This is a genomic window from Lysobacter antibioticus HS124 (genome assembly GCF_000336385.2).
GTDB lineage: Bacteria > Pseudomonadota > Gammaproteobacteria > Xanthomonadales > Xanthomonadaceae > Lysobacter > Lysobacter firmicutimachus.
Window position 1 is genome coordinate 41,111 of the sequence record NZ_HG424515.1, and the last position, 16,780, is coordinate 57,890.

Here is a 16,780-nt window from a genome sequence, read left to right on the forward strand (position 1 = left end):
CGGCCCCGGGCGCTCCGCCCGGGCCGGTTCAAAAGCAATCGAAGGCCGCTCCCGTCGCGGGGGCGGCCGGGGACTCATGCGGCTGCAAACCGCACCAAGGACTCCTTCATGGACTTTTCCAAATTCTTCATCGACCGGCCGATCTTCGCCGCGGTGCTGTCGATCGTGATCTTCGCCGCCGGCCTGATCGCGATACCGATCCTGCCGATCAGCGAATATCCCGAAGTGGTACCGCCCTCGGTGATGGTGCGCACGGTGTATCCGGGCGCCAACCCCAAGGTCATCGCCGAAACCGTCGCCACGCCGTTGGAAGAAGCGATCAACGGCGTCGAAGACATGATGTACATCAAGTCGGTCGCCGGTTCCGACGGCGTACTGGCGATCACCGTCACCTTCCGCCCCGGCACCAACCCCGACGATGCCGCGGTGCGCGTGCAGAACCGGGTCAGCCAAGCGCTGGCGCGACTGCCCGAGGACGTACGCCGGCAAGGCGTGACGACCCAGAAGCAGGCGCCGGTGTTCCTGATGGTGGTGCACCTGACCTCGCCCAACGGCAAGTACGACACCCTGTACCTGCGCAATTACGCCCGACTGCACGTCAAGGACCAACTGGCCCGGCTGCAGGGCGTCGGCGACGCGCAGATCTTCGGCGGCGGCGACTACGCCATGCGCGTGTGGCTGGACCCGGACAAGGTCGCCTCGCGCGGCCTGACCGCCAGCGACGTGCTGCGCGCCATGCGCGAGCAGAACGTGCAGGTCTCGGCCGGCCAGCTCGGCGCCGAGCCGATGCCGAACAGCGAGTTCCTGACCCTGATCAACGCCAAGGGCCGCCTGCAGACCGAGGAAGAGTTCCGCAACATCGTGGTCAAGAGCGGTAGCGACGGCGAAATCGTCCGCCTGGGCGACATCGCCCGCCTGGAGCTGGGCGCCGGCGACTACAGCCTGCGCTCGCAGCTCGACGGCAAGAACGCGGTCGGCATCGGCATCTTCCAGTCGCCGGGCGCGAACGCGCTGGAGATCCAGGAACAGGTGATCGCCAACATGGATCGCCTGTCCAAGAGCTTCCCCGAGGGCATCAAGTACGAAGCGGTGTACGACACCACCATCTTCGTGCGCGACTCGATCAAGGCGGTGGTCACCACCCTGCTGGAAGCGATCCTGCTGGTGGTGCTGGTGGTGATCCTGTTCCTGCAGACCTGGCGCGCTTCGATCATCCCGCTGCTGGCCGTGCCGGTGTCGGTGGTCGGCACTTTCGCCGCGTTGTACCTGCTCGGCTTCTCGATCAACACCCTGAGCCTGTTCGGCCTGGTGCTGGCGATCGGCATCGTGGTCGACGACGCGATCGTGGTGGTGGAAAACGTCGAGCGCAACATCGAAGAAGGCCTGAGCCCGCTGGAAGCGGCGCACCAGGCGATGAAGGAAGTGTCCGGACCGATCGTCGCCATCGCCCTGGTGCTGTGCGCGGTGTTCGTGCCGATGGCCTTTCTGTCCGGCGTCACCGGTCAGTTCTACAAGCAGTTCGCGGTCACCATCGCCATCTCCACGGTGATCTCGGCGATCAACTCGCTGACCCTGTCGCCGGCCCTGGCCGCGCGCCTGCTCAAGCCGCACGGCGCGGCCAAGGATGCGCCGACGCGCCTGATCGACCGCCTGTTCGGCTGGCTGTTCCGTCCGTTCAACCGCTTCTTCAACAGCAGCTCGGAGAAGTACCAGAGCGCGGTTTCGCGCACCCTGGGCAAGCGCGGCGCGGTGTTCGCGGTCTATGCGGCGCTGCTGATCGGCACCGGCTTCATGTTCAAGATCGTGCCCGCCGGCTTCATCCCGCTGCAGGACAAGCTGTACCTGATCGCCGCGGTCAAGCTGCCGGAAGGCGCCTCGATCGCGCGCACCGACGCGCTGTTGAAGAAGGTCACCGACGTCGCCGGCAAGATCGACGGCGTGCAGAACACCATGGCCTTCCCCGGCCTGAACGCGGTGCAGTTCACCAACACGCCCAACACCGGCGTGGCGTTCCTGCCGCTGAAGCCGTTCAACGAACGCAGCCGCACCGCGGTGGAGATCACCGCGGAGTTGAACCAGAAGATCGCCGGCTTCCAGGAGGGCTTCAGCTTCGCCCTGATGCCGCCGCCGATCCTCGGCCTGGGCAACGGCGCGGGCTATCAGATGTTCATCCAGGACCGCAACAACCTCGGCTACGGCGCGCTGCAGAACGCGGTCAGCGCGTTCCAGGGCACGGTCATGCAGACCCCGGGCATGGGCTACGCCAACAGCACCTACCAGGCCAACGTGCCCCAGCTCGACGCCGAAGTCGACCGGGTCAAGGCCAAGGCGCAGGGCGTGCCGCTGACCGAGTTGTTCGACACCCTGCAGACCTACCTGGGTTCGGCCTACGTCAACGACTTCAACCAGTTCGGCCGCACCTGGCAGGTCATCGCCCAGGCCGACGGCGCTTACCGCGACAGCGTCGAGGACATCGCCAACCTGCGCACCCGCAACGACCGCGGCGAAATGGTGCCGATCGGTTCGATGGTCACGGTCAAGCAGACCTTCGGCCCCGACCCGGTGCTGCGCTACAACGGCTATCCGGCGGCCGACATCGCCGGCGACGTCGACCCGCGGGTGATGTCCTCGGCGCAGGCGATGGACGTGGTCAAGGGCGTGGCCGACAAGGTCCTGCCCAAGGGCATGGACATCGAATGGACCGACCTGAGCTATCAGCAGGCCAGTCAGGGCAATGCCGCGCTGATCGTGTTCCCGCTGGCCATCCTGCTCGCCTTCCTGGTGCTGGCGGCGCTGTACGAAAGCTGGACCCTGCCGCTGGCGGTGATCCTGATCGTGCCGATGTGCATGCTCTCGGCCCTGCTCGGCGTGTGGCTGACCGGCGGCGACAACAACGTGTTCGTGCAGGTCGGCCTGGTGGTGCTGATGGGCCTGGCGTGCAAGAACGCGATCCTGATCGTCGAGTTCGCCCGCGAGCTGGAACTGCAGGGCAAGGGCATTGTGGAAGCCGCTCTGGAATCCTGCCGCCTGCGCCTGCGTCCGATCGTGATGACCTCGATCGCGTTCATCGCCGGCACCGTGCCGCTGGTGCTCTCGCACGGCGCCGGCGCGGAAGTCCGCTCGGTCACCGGCATCACCGTGTTCGCCGGCATGTTGGGCGTGACCCTGTTCGGTCTGTTCCTGACTCCGGTGTTCTATGTCGCGTTGCGCAAGCTGGTCGGGACCAAGCTGGTCTCGCACGGCGACCACCATAGCGCTCTGGAGAAAGTCCATGCGTAATCTGAAACTCCCCGCCGTGGCGGCCTTGAGCCTGGCCCTGGCGGCCTGCGCGGTCGGTCCGGACTATGTCCGGCCGACCCTGGCCACGCCGGATTCGTTCGCCCGCGGCGACGCCGCCGCGGCCACCGACGGCAGCGTCGCGCCGCAGCCCGACAACGAGTTCTGGCAGAACTTCAACGATCCGCTGCTGACCCGGCTGATCGAGGAGTCGCTGTCGGCCAACCACGACCTGCGCATCGCCCTGTCCAACTACGACCGCGCCAACGCCCTGCTGCGCGGCGCCAAGTTCGACCGCTTCCCGACCATCACCGGCAGCGCCAGCGGCAGCGAAAGCCGCTCCAGCTCCGACCAGATGCCGAACGTGTCCAACGACGGCCGCGACAACGAGAGCTACAGCGTCCAGGCCAACGCCAGCTGGGAACTCGACCTGTTCGGCCGGGTCCGGCGCAGCGTCGAATCGGCGCGCGCCGAAACCTGGGCCAGCGCGGCCGACCTGCAGGCGATGCAGGTGTCGATCGTCGGCGAAGTGGCGCGCAGCTACGTCGAACTGCGCGGCCTGCAGGAACGCCTGCGGGTCGCGCGGGTCAACGCCGACAACCAGAAGGAAACCCTGCGCCTGGTGCAGGCGCGCTTCGACGCCGGCCGCGGCACCGAGTTCGATACCTCGCGCGCCCGCGCCCAGCTCGAAGCGACCCTGGCCCGGGTGCCGAACCTGGAAGCCCAGGTCGCGGTCACCCAGCACCGCCTCGCCGTGCTGACCGGGCAGACCCCGGACGCGCTGATCGCCACCCTGGACGCGGCGGCGCCGTTGCCGGCGCTGCCGGCGCGGCTCGACGCCGGCACCCCGGGCGAACTGCTGCGCCGCCGGCCCGACGTGGCCGCGGCCGAGCACCGCCTGCACGCATCGACCGCGCGGATCGGCGTGGCCACCGCCGACCTGTTCCCGCGCTTCACCCTCAGCGGCCTGATCGGTTCGCAGGCGATCGACACCAGCGCGCTGTTCGAACGCGCCAGCGAAACCCGCCTGGTCGCGCTCGGCATCGATTGGTCGTTCCTCGACATCGGCCGCGTCCGCGCCCGGATCAAGGCCGCCGACGCCCAGGCCGAAGGCGAGCTGGCGCGCTATCAGCAGAGCGTGCTGCTGGCGCTGGAAGACACCGAGAACGCCCTGGTGCGCTACGCCCGGGCGCGGGTCGAGGACCAGCACCTGGAACGCGCCGCGCAGGACAGCGCCAAGGCCGCGCAGCTGGCGCGGGTGCGTTACGAGGCCGGCGCCGCCGACCTGTTCGAGGTGCTCGACGCCGAGCGCACCCAGTTGCAGGCCCAGGACGCGTTCGCCGACGGCCGCACCCGCAGCGTTACCGGCGCGATCGCCCTGTACAAGGCGATGGCCGGCGGCTGGCCGGCCCGCGAACCGGTGCGCGAGGGCGTGGCCGGGCGCTGAGCCCAGCGACGGGGCGCTCGTCGGCCATGCCCGGCGAGCGTCCCCGGCCGTCGGCTGAGCCGCGGCGAAAGCTCCTGAGGTTTCTTGACCGGCGCGATTCCCGGGGCGCGGCGCGGCCCTTCCCCTCTCGATCGCCGCGCACCGGCGCCGGTCTTTTTGCAGTCCCGCGGCGGACCGGTGCGACCGGTCCCCGTCCGAGGCCCTGCCGCCGCACGGCGGCCGTTTTCCTCGACCCGACGGTCCGGCCGCGACGTCCCGCGGCGCGGCCCGCCCGCCGCCGGCGGAACGGCGGACGCGACCTGGTAGCGCGTCCGCCGTGCTTCGGCGCAGCGGCCGGATCGTCGGTTTTTTGTCCCCCGCCGGCGCATCCGGCTTCGCTGCCGCACGGCTCGCATCGTCTCGGGCTAGACTGCTGCGCTTCGGACGTGGGAGCGGACTGAACGTATGCGCATCGGCCTGTGGGCGCTGTTGATCGCGTTGGCCTGCGCCTGCCTGCCGGCCAACGCGCAATCGCTGAAGGTCGAGGTCCTGCTGACCGATACCGACCTGCAGGCCCCGCCGGTCGGCGCGCCGGTGATCAAGCGCCTGGTCGCCGAGCGTCCCGACGAGGTGATCCGTTTCAGCCTGCCGCGCCGCGACGCCGGCTATTGGCTGCGCCTGACCAGCCAGCGCGCGATCGCCCCGCACGAGGGCCAGTTGCTGGTGCTGCGCGGGCCGCGGGCGATGGGCCCGCTGCTGTACTACTCGCCCGGCGCCGGCGCGCGCGAAGTCGAGGACGCCGAGCACGGCGGCGTGCCGCTGATGCGGCGCGGCTGGGTGCTGGCCCTGCCCAACGGCTGGCCGCCGTCCTCGGTGGCGTACCTGCGGATCAAGGGGCGCGCGGCGATGAGCGAGATCCGCCTGTCCTTCGCCAGCATTCCCGACCTGGCCCGGCAGGAGCGCGGCGACGCCCGCTTCATGGCCGCCGCCTTCACCGCGATGATGCTGATGGCGGTGGCGATGGTCGGCGTCTGGGTCGCGTTCCGCGACTTCGTCTACCTCGGTTACGGCGCCTACCTGGCCTGCATCGCCACCTATCTGCTGTTCTTGTCCGGCGACGCCTCGGAAATGTGGGGGCTGGCCGGGCTGGCCAGCGAGCCGGCGATCGGCTGGGCGCTGGCGACCCTGGCCACCATCTTTCAGCTCGGTTTCAGCCTGCGCTTCCTCGATCTGCCGCGGTTGATGCCGCGGGTGACCTGGGTGCTGCGCCTGATCCAGTGGGCCAATATGTTCTGGCTGCTGGTGCTGGTGGTGTTGCGCGAGCAGTCCTACGGCTGGTGGTACATCGGCGGCAACGCGCTATTGCTGCTCGGCGTGCCGCTGATGCTGGTGATCGCGGTGATCGCCTGGCGTCGCGGCGCGCCCTACGCCGGCTACTACCTGCTGGGCTGGACGCCGATGCTGGTGTTCGCCGCCGCCCTGGCCGCGAACACCCTGGGTTTGCAGGACGCCGAGTGGGCCGAGCGCGGCCTGGCCCTGACCGCGGTGCTGGAATCGGCGGTGCTGGCGCTGGCGTTGAGCCAGCACGCCGCCAACCGCCACCGCATCCTGCTGCTGGCGCGGCAGTCGGTCGAACGCGACCCGCTGACCGGCGCGCTCAACGCCCAGGTGCTGGAGCAGATGCTGGAGGCCTGGTCGTCGCCGGGCAGCCTCAACGTCAACAACTACGGCCTGCTGCTGGTCGACCTGGACGGCTTCGGCGAGATCAACGCCCGCTACGGCCGCGCGGTCGGCGACGCGCTGCTGCAGCAGGCGCTGTCGCGCATGCGCGGCGTGCTGCGTCCGGACGACACCATCGCGCGCATGGAGGGCGACTGCTTCGGCATCGTCAGCGAATGCGAACGGGTGGAGTGCGAACTGCTCGCGCGGCGCATCGCCGACACCTTCGCCCGCCGCCCGTTCCGCATCGACAGCCACGAGATCACGATCAGCGTCAGCATCGGCCTGGCCATGTCGCAGCGCGGCGAGTCGGTGCCGCAACTGTTCGACCGGGTCGGCCAGGCCCTGCGCAACGCCATTTCGGCCGGCCGCAACGCGGTCAGCGTGGCCCAGAACAGCGGCCGCGACGTGGCCACCGCCCTGCTCCCGGACTGAGCGTCCTCACGCAGTCCTGACGAGGCTGAGCGCGCTGAACGAGACGGCGCCGGTCTTCACCTGCATTGCATCGGCCTGGGCCTAGCTTAGGCCCCAGGCAAGCGCGGATCTGCCGCGCTCGGTTCAGGGGCCATGAGACAGCACGAGGGAAAGGAGGTCGGCGCCGCGGTGGCCGAGGTCATCGCCCCGAGCGAGTATCGCGAGCATTTCCATCGCGAGTTCCGTTTCGCCCCTTACTACAGCGCTGGGCGCGAATGGCTCGATTACGAACCGGCTTACCGCTACGGCTACGAACGTTTCCAGGACTGCGGCGGGCGCCGCTTCGAGGACGTCGAGGCCGAGTTGGCCCGCGACTGGAGCGGCCATCGCGCCAGTTCGCGCCTGCACTGGTCCGAAGCGCGCGAAGCGGTGCGCGACGGCTGGCACCACATCGAGCGCAGCCTTCCGCATGCGCTCGACCGACCGCCGCGCCGTGCGCCGCGGTCCGCTCCCTAGGTCTCTCTCCCCCAGGGAGTCTTGAGGTCGCTTCCGGGCGGCCTCTTTTGTTTTTGGCCGGGATTGGGGATGCGGGATTGGTGGGCGCGGTGCGGGTTTGTGCTCTTAACCAATCCCGAATCCCCAATCCCGAATCCCGGCTCAACCGGCACGCCGGTGAAGCCCCGCCTGCGGTAGCATTTCGGTCCCCCTTGCCAGAGGCCGCACCATGGCCGATACCCCCGACAAGCCGTCCCGCGAGCAGGCCGAGGCAGCGGTCCGCACCCTGCTCGCCTGGGCCGGCGAAGACCCCCGCCGCGAGGGCCTGATCGACACGCCCAAGCGCGTGGTCGAAGCCTACGGCGACTGGTTCAGCGGTTACACCGACGACCCGCGCGAGTACCTGGCGCGCACCTTCGAGGAAGTCGCCGGTTACGACGAGATGATCGTGCTGCGCGACATCGAGTTCGAAAGCCATTGCGAGCACCACATGGCGCCGATCATCGGCAAGGCGCATGTCGGCTATCTGCCCAACGGCAAGGTCGTCGGCATCAGCAAGCTGGCGCGCGTGGTCGAGACCTATGCGCGCCGCTTCCAGGTGCAGGAGAAGATGACCGCGCAGATCGCCCAGTCGATCCAGGACGTGCTGCAGCCGCTCGGCGTCGGCGTGGTGATCGAGGCAGCGCACGAGTGCATGACCACCCGCGGCGTGCACAAGCGCGGGGTCAGCATGATCACCTCGAAGATGCTCGGCATGTTCCGCGACGACGCACGCACCCGCGCGGAATTCCTGCGCTTCATCGACGTCGGCCCGGGGCGCTGACGGCGCCTGTCCGAGCGCCCCTCATCCGCCCCTGCGGGCGCCTTCTCCCGCAAGCGGGAGAAGGGAACAAGCGATATCGCGCTGAGCTCCTCTGCCGCAGGCAGGGGGAGGGGAGCGCGCGACATCGCCTCGAGCCCCTTTCGCCAAGGGGAAGAACAGGAACAAGCGACCCTGCTTCGAGCCCGTTTCCTACAAGGCAAAGAGGGGAGACAAGCGAAACCGCTGCGAACCCTCTCCCGCTTGCGGGAGAGGGGTTGGGGTGAGGGCCGCCTCAGCCCGTTCGCGCCAAGCGCGCATCGCCCGCCGCCGCCAGCGGCGTACGCTCGCTGAGCAGGCGCACGATTCCCGCGGCCGCTTCGCGGCCTTCGAATGCGGCCGTCACCACCAGGTCGGCGCCGCGCACCGCGTCGCCGCCGGCGAACACGCGCGGATGGGTGGTCTGGTAGGGCAAGCCGGCGCCGGCTGCGCTGCGCCGCGACGCGCAGCCCTCGCTGTTGGCCAGTACCTTGATCCGGCCGTTGGACGCCAGCTCGATGCCTTGTTCGGCCAGCCACTGCGGCGCATCGGGCTGGAAGCCGAAAGCGATGATGACCACGTCGGCGTCGAGTTCGGATTCGCTGCCGGCGACCACCTCGGCGTTGCGGCGGCCACGCGCATCGGGCTCGCCGAGGCGGGTTTCGGCCACACGCACGCCGCGCACCGTTTCGTCGCCGAGCAGCGCCAGCGGCTGGCGGTTGAACAGGAACTCGACGCCTTCCTCGCGCGCGTTGGCGACTTCGCGCGCCGAGCCCGGCATGTTGGCTTCGTCGCGTCGGTAGACGCAGCGCACCTGCGCCGCGCCCAGGCGCACCGCGCTGCGCACGCAGTCCATGCCGGTGTCGCCGCCGCCGAGCACGACCACCCGCTTGCCGCGCAGGTCGGGCAGCTCGATCTGGTCTTCCCAGCCGGCGATCGGCTGCGAACGCAGCGCATCGCCGTCGGAATGCACCACGCGCCCGTTCTGGACCAGGAAGGGCAGGGCCGGCAGCACGTTGCGCAGGTCCTGCCCGGGCAGGCCGCCGTCGGTGTAGCGGTAAGCGCCCAGGCCGAGGAACACCGCGTCGTACTCGGCCAGCAGCGCGTCGAAGCTCAGGTCGCGGCCGATCTCGATGCCGAGCCGGAACTCCACGCCCATGCCTTCCAGCACCTCGCGGCGCTGGCGCATCACCAACTTCTCCAGCTTGAAGCTGGGAATGCCGAAGTGGAGCAGGCCGCCGATATCCTCGTAACGGTCGAACACCACCGCCTGGATGCCGGCGCGGGCCAGGCGATCGGCGCAGGACAGACCGGCCGGGCCGGCGCCGACCACGGCGACGCGGTGGCCGCTGGCCTGCACCGTCGACAGATCCGGGCGCCAGCCGCTGGCCAGCGCGTTGTCGACGATGTACTTCTCGACCGCGCCGATGGTAACCGCGCCGAAGCCGTCGTTGAGCGTGCAACTGCCTTCGCACAGGCGGTCCTGCGGGCAGACGCGGCCGCAGATCTCGGGCAGGGGATTGGTTTCATGGCACAGCGAAGCGGCTTCGTGCAGGCGGCCTTCGCGCGCCAGTTCCAGCCAGTTCGGGATGTAGTTGTGCAGCGGGCAGGCCCAGCTGCAGTAAGGGTTGCCGCAGTCCAGGCAGCGGCCGGCCTGCTTCTTGGCTTCGGCTTCGGCGAAGCGCCCGTACAGTTCGCCCCAGTCGCCGTCCAGGCGCAGCTGCAGCGGAATCCGCGCCGGCATCTCGCGCGGCGCATCGCGGAATTGGAAGACGGGCTTCTTGCTCATGCTTGCGGGACCGGCTGGCGTTGTCGATAGGAGACGTTGGGGTTCGCGTTGGACGCCGAAGCGAATCCCCGCGCCCCCCCCTTTTTCAGCGGGGAGAAACCGATCGGTTTTACCGACCGGATCCGAAGGTCTGCGCTCGGGCGCTGAAAACGCGAAATTCCAATCATCGTCGTCGCTTCCGTTTTTGCCTCGGCCAACATTCCGGCCTTCGCTTTTGCCGTTCCCCCCTTAGAACAAGGGGGGCAGGGGGGGATTGCTCGCGCCGTTGCTTCCGCCTTCGCCTGCGCACGCTCCATCGCCGTCACGCCGCGCTCTTCAAGGCTTCCGCCAGCGACTCCAGGCTCGCCGCCTTCGGCTTGACCAGCCAGAACTTGCCGAGGAAGTCGCGCATCTCGTCGAGGATCTTGCGCGCCCACACGCTGCCGGTCAGGGCCGCGTGGGTTTCGAGCAGGTCGTGCAGATGCGAGCGATGATGCTCGAAGCCGTCGGCGGAAATGCGCAGGATGTCGATCAGCTCGTGGTTGTAGCGATCGACGAAATCGCGTTCGACGTCGAGCACGTAGGCCATGCCGCCGGTGAAGCCGGCGCCGAAGTTCAGGCCGGTGCGGCCGAGCACCGCGACCACGCCGCCGGTCATGTACTCGCAGCAGTGATCGCCGGCGCCCTCGACCACCGCGGTGGCGCCGGAATTGCGCACCGCGAAGCGCTCGCCGGCGCGGCCGGCGGCGTAGAGTTCGCCGCCGGTGGCGCCGTACAGGCAGGTGTTGCCGAGGATCGGCGTCTCGTGCGCGGCGTAGCGCGCGCCGGTCGGCGGGCGCAACACGATGCGGCCGCCGGCCATGCCCTTGCCGACGTAGTCGTTGGCTTCGCCGGACAGCTCGAAGTGCAGGCCGCCGGCCTGGAACGCGCCGAAGCTCTGCCCGGCGGTGCCGTGGAAGCGCAGGGTCAGCGGCGCGTCGTTCATGCCGCGGTCGCCGTGCAGGCGGGCGATGCGGCCGGACAGGCGCGCGCCGATGCTGCGGTCGGTGTTGCGGATCTTGTAGCTGTATTCGCCGCCGGCCTTGGCCGCGATGGCGTCGGCCAGCTCGCTTTCCAGTTGCGCCGACAGGCCGTCGGGCGCCTGCGGCGGCGCCGGCATGCCGCAATGGCCGCCGTGGGCGAGGCCGTCGCCGGCCAACAGCGGGGCCAGATCCAGGCGTTGCTGGCGGCGGCTGTCGCCGTCGCGCTGGCGCAGCAGATCGGTGCGGCCGACGATCTCGCCCAGGCTGCGCACGCCCAGCGCGGCCAGCCAATGGCGCACTTCTTCGGCGAGCAGGCGGAAGAAGTTCTCGACCCGTTCCGGCAGGCCGGTGAAGTGGTCGCGGCGCAGGCCGGCGTCCTGGGTCGCCACGCCGGTGGCGCAGTTGTTGAGGTGGCAGATGCGCAGGTACTTGCAGCCCAGCGCGATCATCGGCGCGGTGCCGAAGCCGAAGCTCTCGGCGCCGAGCAGGGCCGCCTTGACCACGTCCAGACCGCTCTTGAGGCCGCCGTCGGTCTGCAGGATCACCCGCTCGCGCAGGTCGTTGGCGACCAGCGCCTGGCGCGCTTCGGCCAGGCCCAGTTCCCACGGCGTGCCGGCGTAGCGGATCGACGACAGCGGGCTGGCGCCGGTGCCGCCGTCGTGGCCGGACACGGTGATCAGGTCGGCGCCGGCCTTGGCCACGCCGGTGGCGATGGTGCCGACGCCGGCGTGCGAGACCAGCTTGACCGAGATCAGCGCCTGCGGATTGACCTGGCGCAGGTCGTGGATCAGCTGGGCGAGGTCCTCGATCGAATAGATGTCGTGGTGCGGCGGCGGCGAGATCAGGCCGATCCCGGGCATGGCGTAGCGCAGCCGCGCGATCAGCTCGTTGACCTTGTGCCCGGGCAACTGACCGCCTTCGCCGGGCTTGGCGCCCTGGGCGACCTTGATCTGCAGCACTTCGGCGTTGACCAGGTACTCCGGGGTCACGCCGAAGCGGCCGGAGGCGATCTGCTTGATCTTCGACACCTTGTCGGTGCCGTAGCGGACCGGGTCTTCGCCGCCTTCGCCGGAATTGGAACGGCCGCCCAGGCGGTTCATCGCGATCGCCAGCGCCTCGTGCGCTTCCGGCGACAGCGCGCCCAGGCTCATCGCCGCCGAGTCGAAGCGGCGCACGATGGCTTCGACCGGTTCGACTTCGTCCAGCGAGATCGCGCGCGCCGGATCGGCGTCGAGCTCGAGCAGATCGCGCAGGGCCGCGGTCGGGCGCTCGTTCACCGCTTCGGCGTAACGCTGCCAGTCGCTCCATTCGCCGCTGCCGACCGCGCGCTGCAGGCGGGTGACCACGTCGGGATTGAACAGGTGGTACTCGCCGCCCGGGGTGTACTTGAGCAGGCCGCCGATCTCCGGCAGGCGGTTGGCGTCCCAGGCGATCTGCGCCAGCAGCTCGTTGTCCTGCTGCAACTGCTCGAAGCCGGCGCCGCGGATGCGCGAAGGCGTGCCGGCGAAGCACAGCTCGACCACTTCCGGGTCCAGGCCGATGATCTCGAACAGCTGCGCGCCGCGGTAGCTGCCGATGGTGGCGATGCCCATCTTGGAGATGATCTTGAGCAGCCCCTTCTTGATCGCGCGCCGATAGCTGCGGCCGATCTGCGCGACCTCGCCGTGCTTGGTGCGCAGGATGCCGCGCGCGCCCAGGTCGTGCAGGGTCTGGTAGGCCAGGTACGGATACACCGCAGTCGCGCCGAAGCCGATCAGGCAGGCGAAATGGTGCGGGTCGCGCGCGGTGCCGGTCTCGATGATGAGGTTGGCGTCGCAGCGCAGGCCGACCCGGACCAGGTGCTGGTGGATCGCGCCGGTGGCGAGCAGGGCGTGCATCATCAGCGCGTCGCGGCGCGGACGCCGGTCGGTGACGATCAGCAGCACGTTGCCGTCGCGGGTGGCTTGCTCGGCTTCGGCGCAGATGCGCTCGATCGCCGCCTTGAGGCCTTCCTCGGCGGTGTAGTTGAGGTCGATGTAGCGGTGCGACTGGTCGTACGGCGCCATCGACAGCAGCTGGCGCAGCTTGCGCTGGGCCAGCACCGGCGAGTTCAGGTGGATGTGGCCGACATTGCCCGGCACGTCGACGAAGATGTTGCCCTCGCGCCCGATCTGGGTCGCCAGCGACATCACGCAATCCTCGCGCAGCGGGTCCATCGGCGGGTTGGTGACCTGGGCGAAGGCCTGGCGGAAGTAGTCGTACAGCGGCCGCACCTGTTGCGACAGCACCGCCATCGGCACGTCGTCGCCCATCGAGCCGGTGGCTTCCTGCTCGATCTCGGCCAACGGCCGCAGCACTTGCTCGCGCTCTTCGCGGGTCAGCTGGAACAGCTTCTGGAAGCCCGACAGGGTCTCGTGGTCGAAGGGCTCGGCGGCCAGGTTGGGGTCGATCAGTTCGCTGTGCAGGTAGGTCACGCCCTGCTTGAGCCAGCGCTTGTAGGGCGCGCGGGCGCGGTTGATGCGGTCGATCGCCTCGGAGTCGAGCAGCTCGCCCTGGTACAGGTCGGCGGCGATCATCTCGCCCGGGCCGAGCTTGCCCTTGGCCTCGATCTCCTCGGCCGGCAGTTCCCACACCCCGGCTTCGGAGGCGATCAGGAAGTGGCGGTCGCGCGAGCGCAGCCAGCGCGCCGGGCGCAGGCCGTTGCGGTCCAAAGTGCAGGCGGCGTAGCGGCCGTCGCAGGTGACGATGCCGGCCGGGCCGTCCCAGGGTTCGGAGTTGAGCGCGTAGTACTCGTAGAACGCGGCCAGGTCGGCGTCCTTGTACTCCAGCGACTGGGTCGCCGGCGGAATCAGGATGCGCATCGCCTTGAGCAGGTCCATGCCGCCGGCCTGCAGCACCTCGAGCATGTTGTCCAGGCTCTGCGAATCGGAGCCGTCGAGGCTGACGATCGGATCGAACTCGCGCAGGTCCAGGGTCGGCGTGCGCCAGGCGTGGGCGCGCGCCTGCGCCCAGGCGCGGTTGCCGGCGACGGTGTTGATCTCGCCGTTGTGGGCCAACAGGCGGAACGGCTGCGCCAGCGGCCAGCGCGGGGTGGTGTTGGTGGAGAAGCGCTGGTGGAACACCACCGCGCTGGCGGCCAGCTCCGGCCGCTGCAGATCGGGGTACAGCTGCATCAGCCGGTCCGGCAGGACCATGCCCTTGTAGCCGATGCTGGCCGCGGACAGGCTGACCACGTAGAAATCGCGGAAGCCGTCGGCGTCGGCGCGGCGCAGGCGTTGTTCGGCGCGGCGCCGGGCCAGGAACAGCGAGCGCTGGAATGCGGCCGGGTCGAACGGCGAGGCGGCGTCGACGAAGATCTGCTCGATCCGCGGCACGGTGCTGCGCGCCAGGGTGCCGCAGGCCGCCAGGTCGACCGGCACGATGCGCCAGCCGGTCACCCGCATGCCTTCGGCGCGCACGGTCTCGTTGAGGGTGTCGCGGGCCTGCGCGGCGAGCGCCGGGTCGTGCGGCAGGAACACCAGGCCGGCGGCGAAATGCGCGCCCGGGCGGATGTTGGCCTCGCGCGCGATCAGGCGCAGGAAGGCGTCGGGGTGACGGATCAACAAACCGCAACCGTCGCCGCTGAGCCCGTCGGCGGCGACCGCGCCGCGATGGGTCATGCGCGACAGCGCTTCCAGAGCGCGATCGACCAAAGCGCGGCTGGGACGATCGTCGAGTTGCGCGATCAGCCCGAATCCACAGCTGTCCCGCTCGTCGCGGGGGTCGTACAGACGTTGTTGCTTGGCTTGCATCGCATCTCCGGACCGTGGGTGCTCCGTGATCGCTAGCTCGCTACCGCTGCGCGTTGTGGTGTTGCCGTGTCCCTTAGTGGTGCATCCCTAAGTGCTGTCCCCAACGCGAGCGCGCTCGCGCGATGTCGTCGCTGTTTTCGCCGTAGGTGTTGCCGTCACGCAGGGCGCATCGGCCAATGGCGCGGGAATGCCTCCCGCACCGCGGCGTCCGAACCGAGCGTGTTTCGACTAAACCACAATTTGTGCGATGCGGCAATTCGCTTGCGGCGACTGCGCGGCGTGTAAGCGCGAGGGGGGACGTCTGTTAGCGCGTGCGCTCACAAGCGCGTTCGTAAGGCTATGAAGTATCGGGAAAAATTCCAGATTCCGGAGACAATTGGTAACGTAAGAAACCATCATGAAATGACCATAGTCAGCGGCGCCGGCGCCGCTGCGCGCTAGACTGCGCCGCAAGGACGTCCCCGCCGCCTCTTTCGTCTCCCAATGACCATTGCTTCCGCTCCCGTCCCGGGCGCGCGGCGCGCTGCGCTGCTCTTCATCTTCATCACCGTGCTGATCGACGTGCTGTCGTTCGGCCTGATCATTCCGGTGCTGCCGCATCTGATCGAGAACTTCGTCGGCGGCGACACCGCCAAGGCGGCGTACTGGGTCGGCGTGTTCGGCACCGTGTTCGCGGCGATCCAGTTCGTGTTCTCGCCGATCCAGGGCGCCTTGTCCGACCGCTACGGCCGCCGGCCGGTGATCCTGCTGTCGTGCCTGGGCCTGGGCCTGGACTTCATCCTGATGGCGGTGGTCAACACCCTGCCGCTGCTGCTGGTCGGGCGGATCATCGCCGGCATCACCGCGGCCAGCTTCACCACCGCCAATGCCTACATCGCCGATATCACACCGCCGGAACAGCGCGCCAAGAGCTTCGGCATGATCGGCGCGGCGTTCGGGGTCGGCTTCGTGATCGGGCCGGTGATCGGCGCCTACCTGGGCGAGATCGACCTGCGCCTGCCGTTCTGGTTCTCGGCCGGGCTGGCCCTGCTGAACTTCCTCTACGGCCTGTTCGTGCTGCCCGAGTCGCTGCCGCCGGAGAAGCGCACGCCGCGCTTCGACTGGAGCCATGCCAATCCGTTCGGCGCGCTGGTGCTGCTCAGGCGCTACCCGCAGGTGTTCGGCCTGGCCGCGGTGGTGTTCATCGCCAACATGGCGCACTACGTCTACCCGAGCATCTTCGTGCTGTTCGCCGACTACCAGTACCACTGGGGCCTGCGCGAAGTCGGCTGGGTGCTGCTGGTGGTCGGCGTGTTCAACATCATCGTCAACGTCGGCCTGGTCGGCCGGGTGGTGGCGCGCCTGGGCGAGCGCCGCGCCCTGCTGCTGGGCCTGAGCTGTGGGGTGACCGGCTTCGTCATCTACGGCCTGGCCGGCACCGGCTGGCTGTTCCTGCTCGGCCTGCCGATCAGCGCGCTGTGGGCGATGGCGGCGCCGGCGACCCAGGCCCTGATCACGCGCCAGGTCGGCGCCGATGCGCAGGGCCGCATCCAGGGCGCGCTGATGAGCCTGGTGTCGCTGGCCGGCGTGCTCGGCCCGGCCTTGTTCGCCGGCAGCTTCGGTTACTTCATCGGCAAGCACACGCCGCTGCACCTGCCCGGCGCGCCGTGGTTCATCGCCGCCGCGCTGCTCGCGGTCGGCGTGGCGATCGCCTGGCGTTTCGCCCGCGCACCGGCGCCGGCCGCACCGGCCGCCGACGCGACCGTCTAACCGATGGCACAGGCGGCGGGCGAGCGCGGACAGCGACACTGCCCGCTCGTCCATCGGAGTCCGTCCATGCGTCTGCCCGCGCTTACCGCCTTCGTGCTCGCCGCCGCCTCGAGCGGCTGCGGCAGCGTCGAATACCGCGATACCAACGCCGCCGTCGATGCCCGCCCGGAGTGCGCCAGCGGACCGCTGCGCCCGGGCGAAACGCCGCCCTCGTGGTGCGAGCGCAAGCTCGAGGCCCAGTGGGGCTCGGACCGCAAGAGCGAACCGGTCGACTTCAAGAAGCGCGACGAGCGGCCTTGAGCC

At 69.4% G+C, this 16,780-nt stretch carries 9 protein-coding genes; 7 read left to right on the plus strand and 2 right to left on the minus strand.

Annotated features, from left to right (window positions below):
• The first annotated feature begins 108 nt into the window (after positions 1–108).
• From TX83_RS13675 to folE, 5 genes are all read left to right on the plus strand, one after another.
• Entirely contained in the window at positions 109–3,279 is a 3,171-nt protein-coding gene (locus tag TX83_RS13675; RefSeq protein ID WP_064748523.1) for an efflux RND transporter permease subunit, read from the plus strand.
• Positions 3,272–4,723, plus strand: coding sequence for an efflux transporter outer membrane subunit (locus tag TX83_RS13680; protein ID WP_064748524.1), 1,452 nt, complete (start codon positions 3,272–3,274; stop codon positions 4,721–4,723). The genes TX83_RS13675 and TX83_RS13680 overlap by 8 nt, the downstream gene beginning before the upstream one ends.
• Before the next feature lie 444 nt (positions 4,724–5,167).
• Positions 5,168–6,856: a sensor domain-containing diguanylate cyclase gene (locus TX83_RS13685; RefSeq protein ID WP_064748525.1), complete on the plus strand. Its 1,689-nt coding sequence runs from the start codon at positions 5,168–5,170 to the stop codon at positions 6,854–6,856.
• A gap of 132 nt (positions 6,857–6,988) precedes the next feature.
• Positions 6,989–7,351, plus strand: coding sequence for a hypothetical protein (locus TX83_RS13690; RefSeq protein WP_064748526.1), 363 nt, complete (start codon positions 6,989–6,991; stop codon positions 7,349–7,351).
• Positions 7,352–7,559: 208 nt separating this feature from the next.
• On the plus strand, positions 7,560–8,153 hold the full coding sequence (gene folE, locus TX83_RS13695; RefSeq protein WP_064748527.1) for a GTP cyclohydrolase I FolE: 594 nt from the start codon (positions 7,560–7,562) through the stop codon (positions 8,151–8,153).
• 271 nt (positions 8,154–8,424) lie between these two features.
• On the opposite strand, the gene TX83_RS13700 is transcribed toward folE, so the two are convergent.
• A complete protein-coding gene (locus TX83_RS13700; protein ID WP_064748528.1) occupies positions 8,425–9,957 on the minus strand; it encodes an FAD-dependent oxidoreductase in 1,533 nt (510 codons plus the stop codon).
• Positions 9,958–10,258: 301 nt separating this feature from the next.
• Positions 10,259–14,728, minus strand: a complete 4,470-nt coding sequence (gltB, locus tag TX83_RS13705; RefSeq protein WP_064748529.1) for a glutamate synthase large subunit — start codon at positions 14,726–14,728, stop codon at positions 10,259–10,261.
• Between the two features lie 483 nt (positions 14,729–15,211).
• Between gltB and TX83_RS13710 the strand changes: the two genes are divergently transcribed.
• On the plus strand, positions 15,212–16,477 hold the full coding sequence (locus TX83_RS13710; protein WP_064748530.1) for a TCR/Tet family MFS transporter: 1,266 nt from the start codon (positions 15,212–15,214) through the stop codon (positions 16,475–16,477).
• A gap of 66 nt (positions 16,478–16,543) precedes the next feature.
• Positions 16,544–16,777 carry a hypothetical protein gene (locus TX83_RS13715; protein WP_064748531.1) on the plus strand — a complete coding sequence of 78 codons (234 nt, stop codon included), beginning with the start codon at positions 16,544–16,546 and terminating at the stop codon, positions 16,775–16,777.
• Positions 16,778–16,780: the final 3 nt, after the last annotated feature.

Bases quoted from the DNA above. Each gene is read 5' to 3' on its own strand.
- TX83_RS13675 (WP_064748523.1), top strand. From the start codon at position 109: ATGGACTTTTCCAAATTCTTCATCGACCGGCCGATCTTCGCCGCGGTG.
- TX83_RS13680 (WP_064748524.1), top strand. From the start codon at position 3,272: ATGCGTAATCTGAAACTCCCCGCCGTGGCGGCCTTGAGCCTGGCCCTG.
- TX83_RS13685 (WP_064748525.1), top strand. From the start codon at position 5,168: ATGCGCATCGGCCTGTGGGCGCTGTTGATCGCGTTGGCCTGCGCCTGC.
- TX83_RS13690 (WP_064748526.1), top strand. From the start codon at position 6,989: ATGAGACAGCACGAGGGAAAGGAGGTCGGCGCCGCGGTGGCCGAGGTC.
- folE (WP_064748527.1), top strand. From the start codon at position 7,560: ATGGCCGATACCCCCGACAAGCCGTCCCGCGAGCAGGCCGAGGCAGCG.
- TX83_RS13700 (WP_064748528.1), bottom strand. From the start codon at position 9,957: ATGAGCAAGAAGCCCGTCTTCCAATTCCGCGATGCGCCGCGCGAGATG.
- gltB (WP_064748529.1), bottom strand. From the start codon at position 14,728: ATGCAAGCCAAGCAACAACGTCTGTACGACCCCCGCGACGAGCGGGAC.
- TX83_RS13710 (WP_064748530.1), top strand. From the start codon at position 15,212: ATGACCATTGCTTCCGCTCCCGTCCCGGGCGCGCGGCGCGCTGCGCTG.
- TX83_RS13715 (WP_064748531.1), top strand. From the start codon at position 16,544: ATGCGTCTGCCCGCGCTTACCGCCTTCGTGCTCGCCGCCGCCTCGAGC.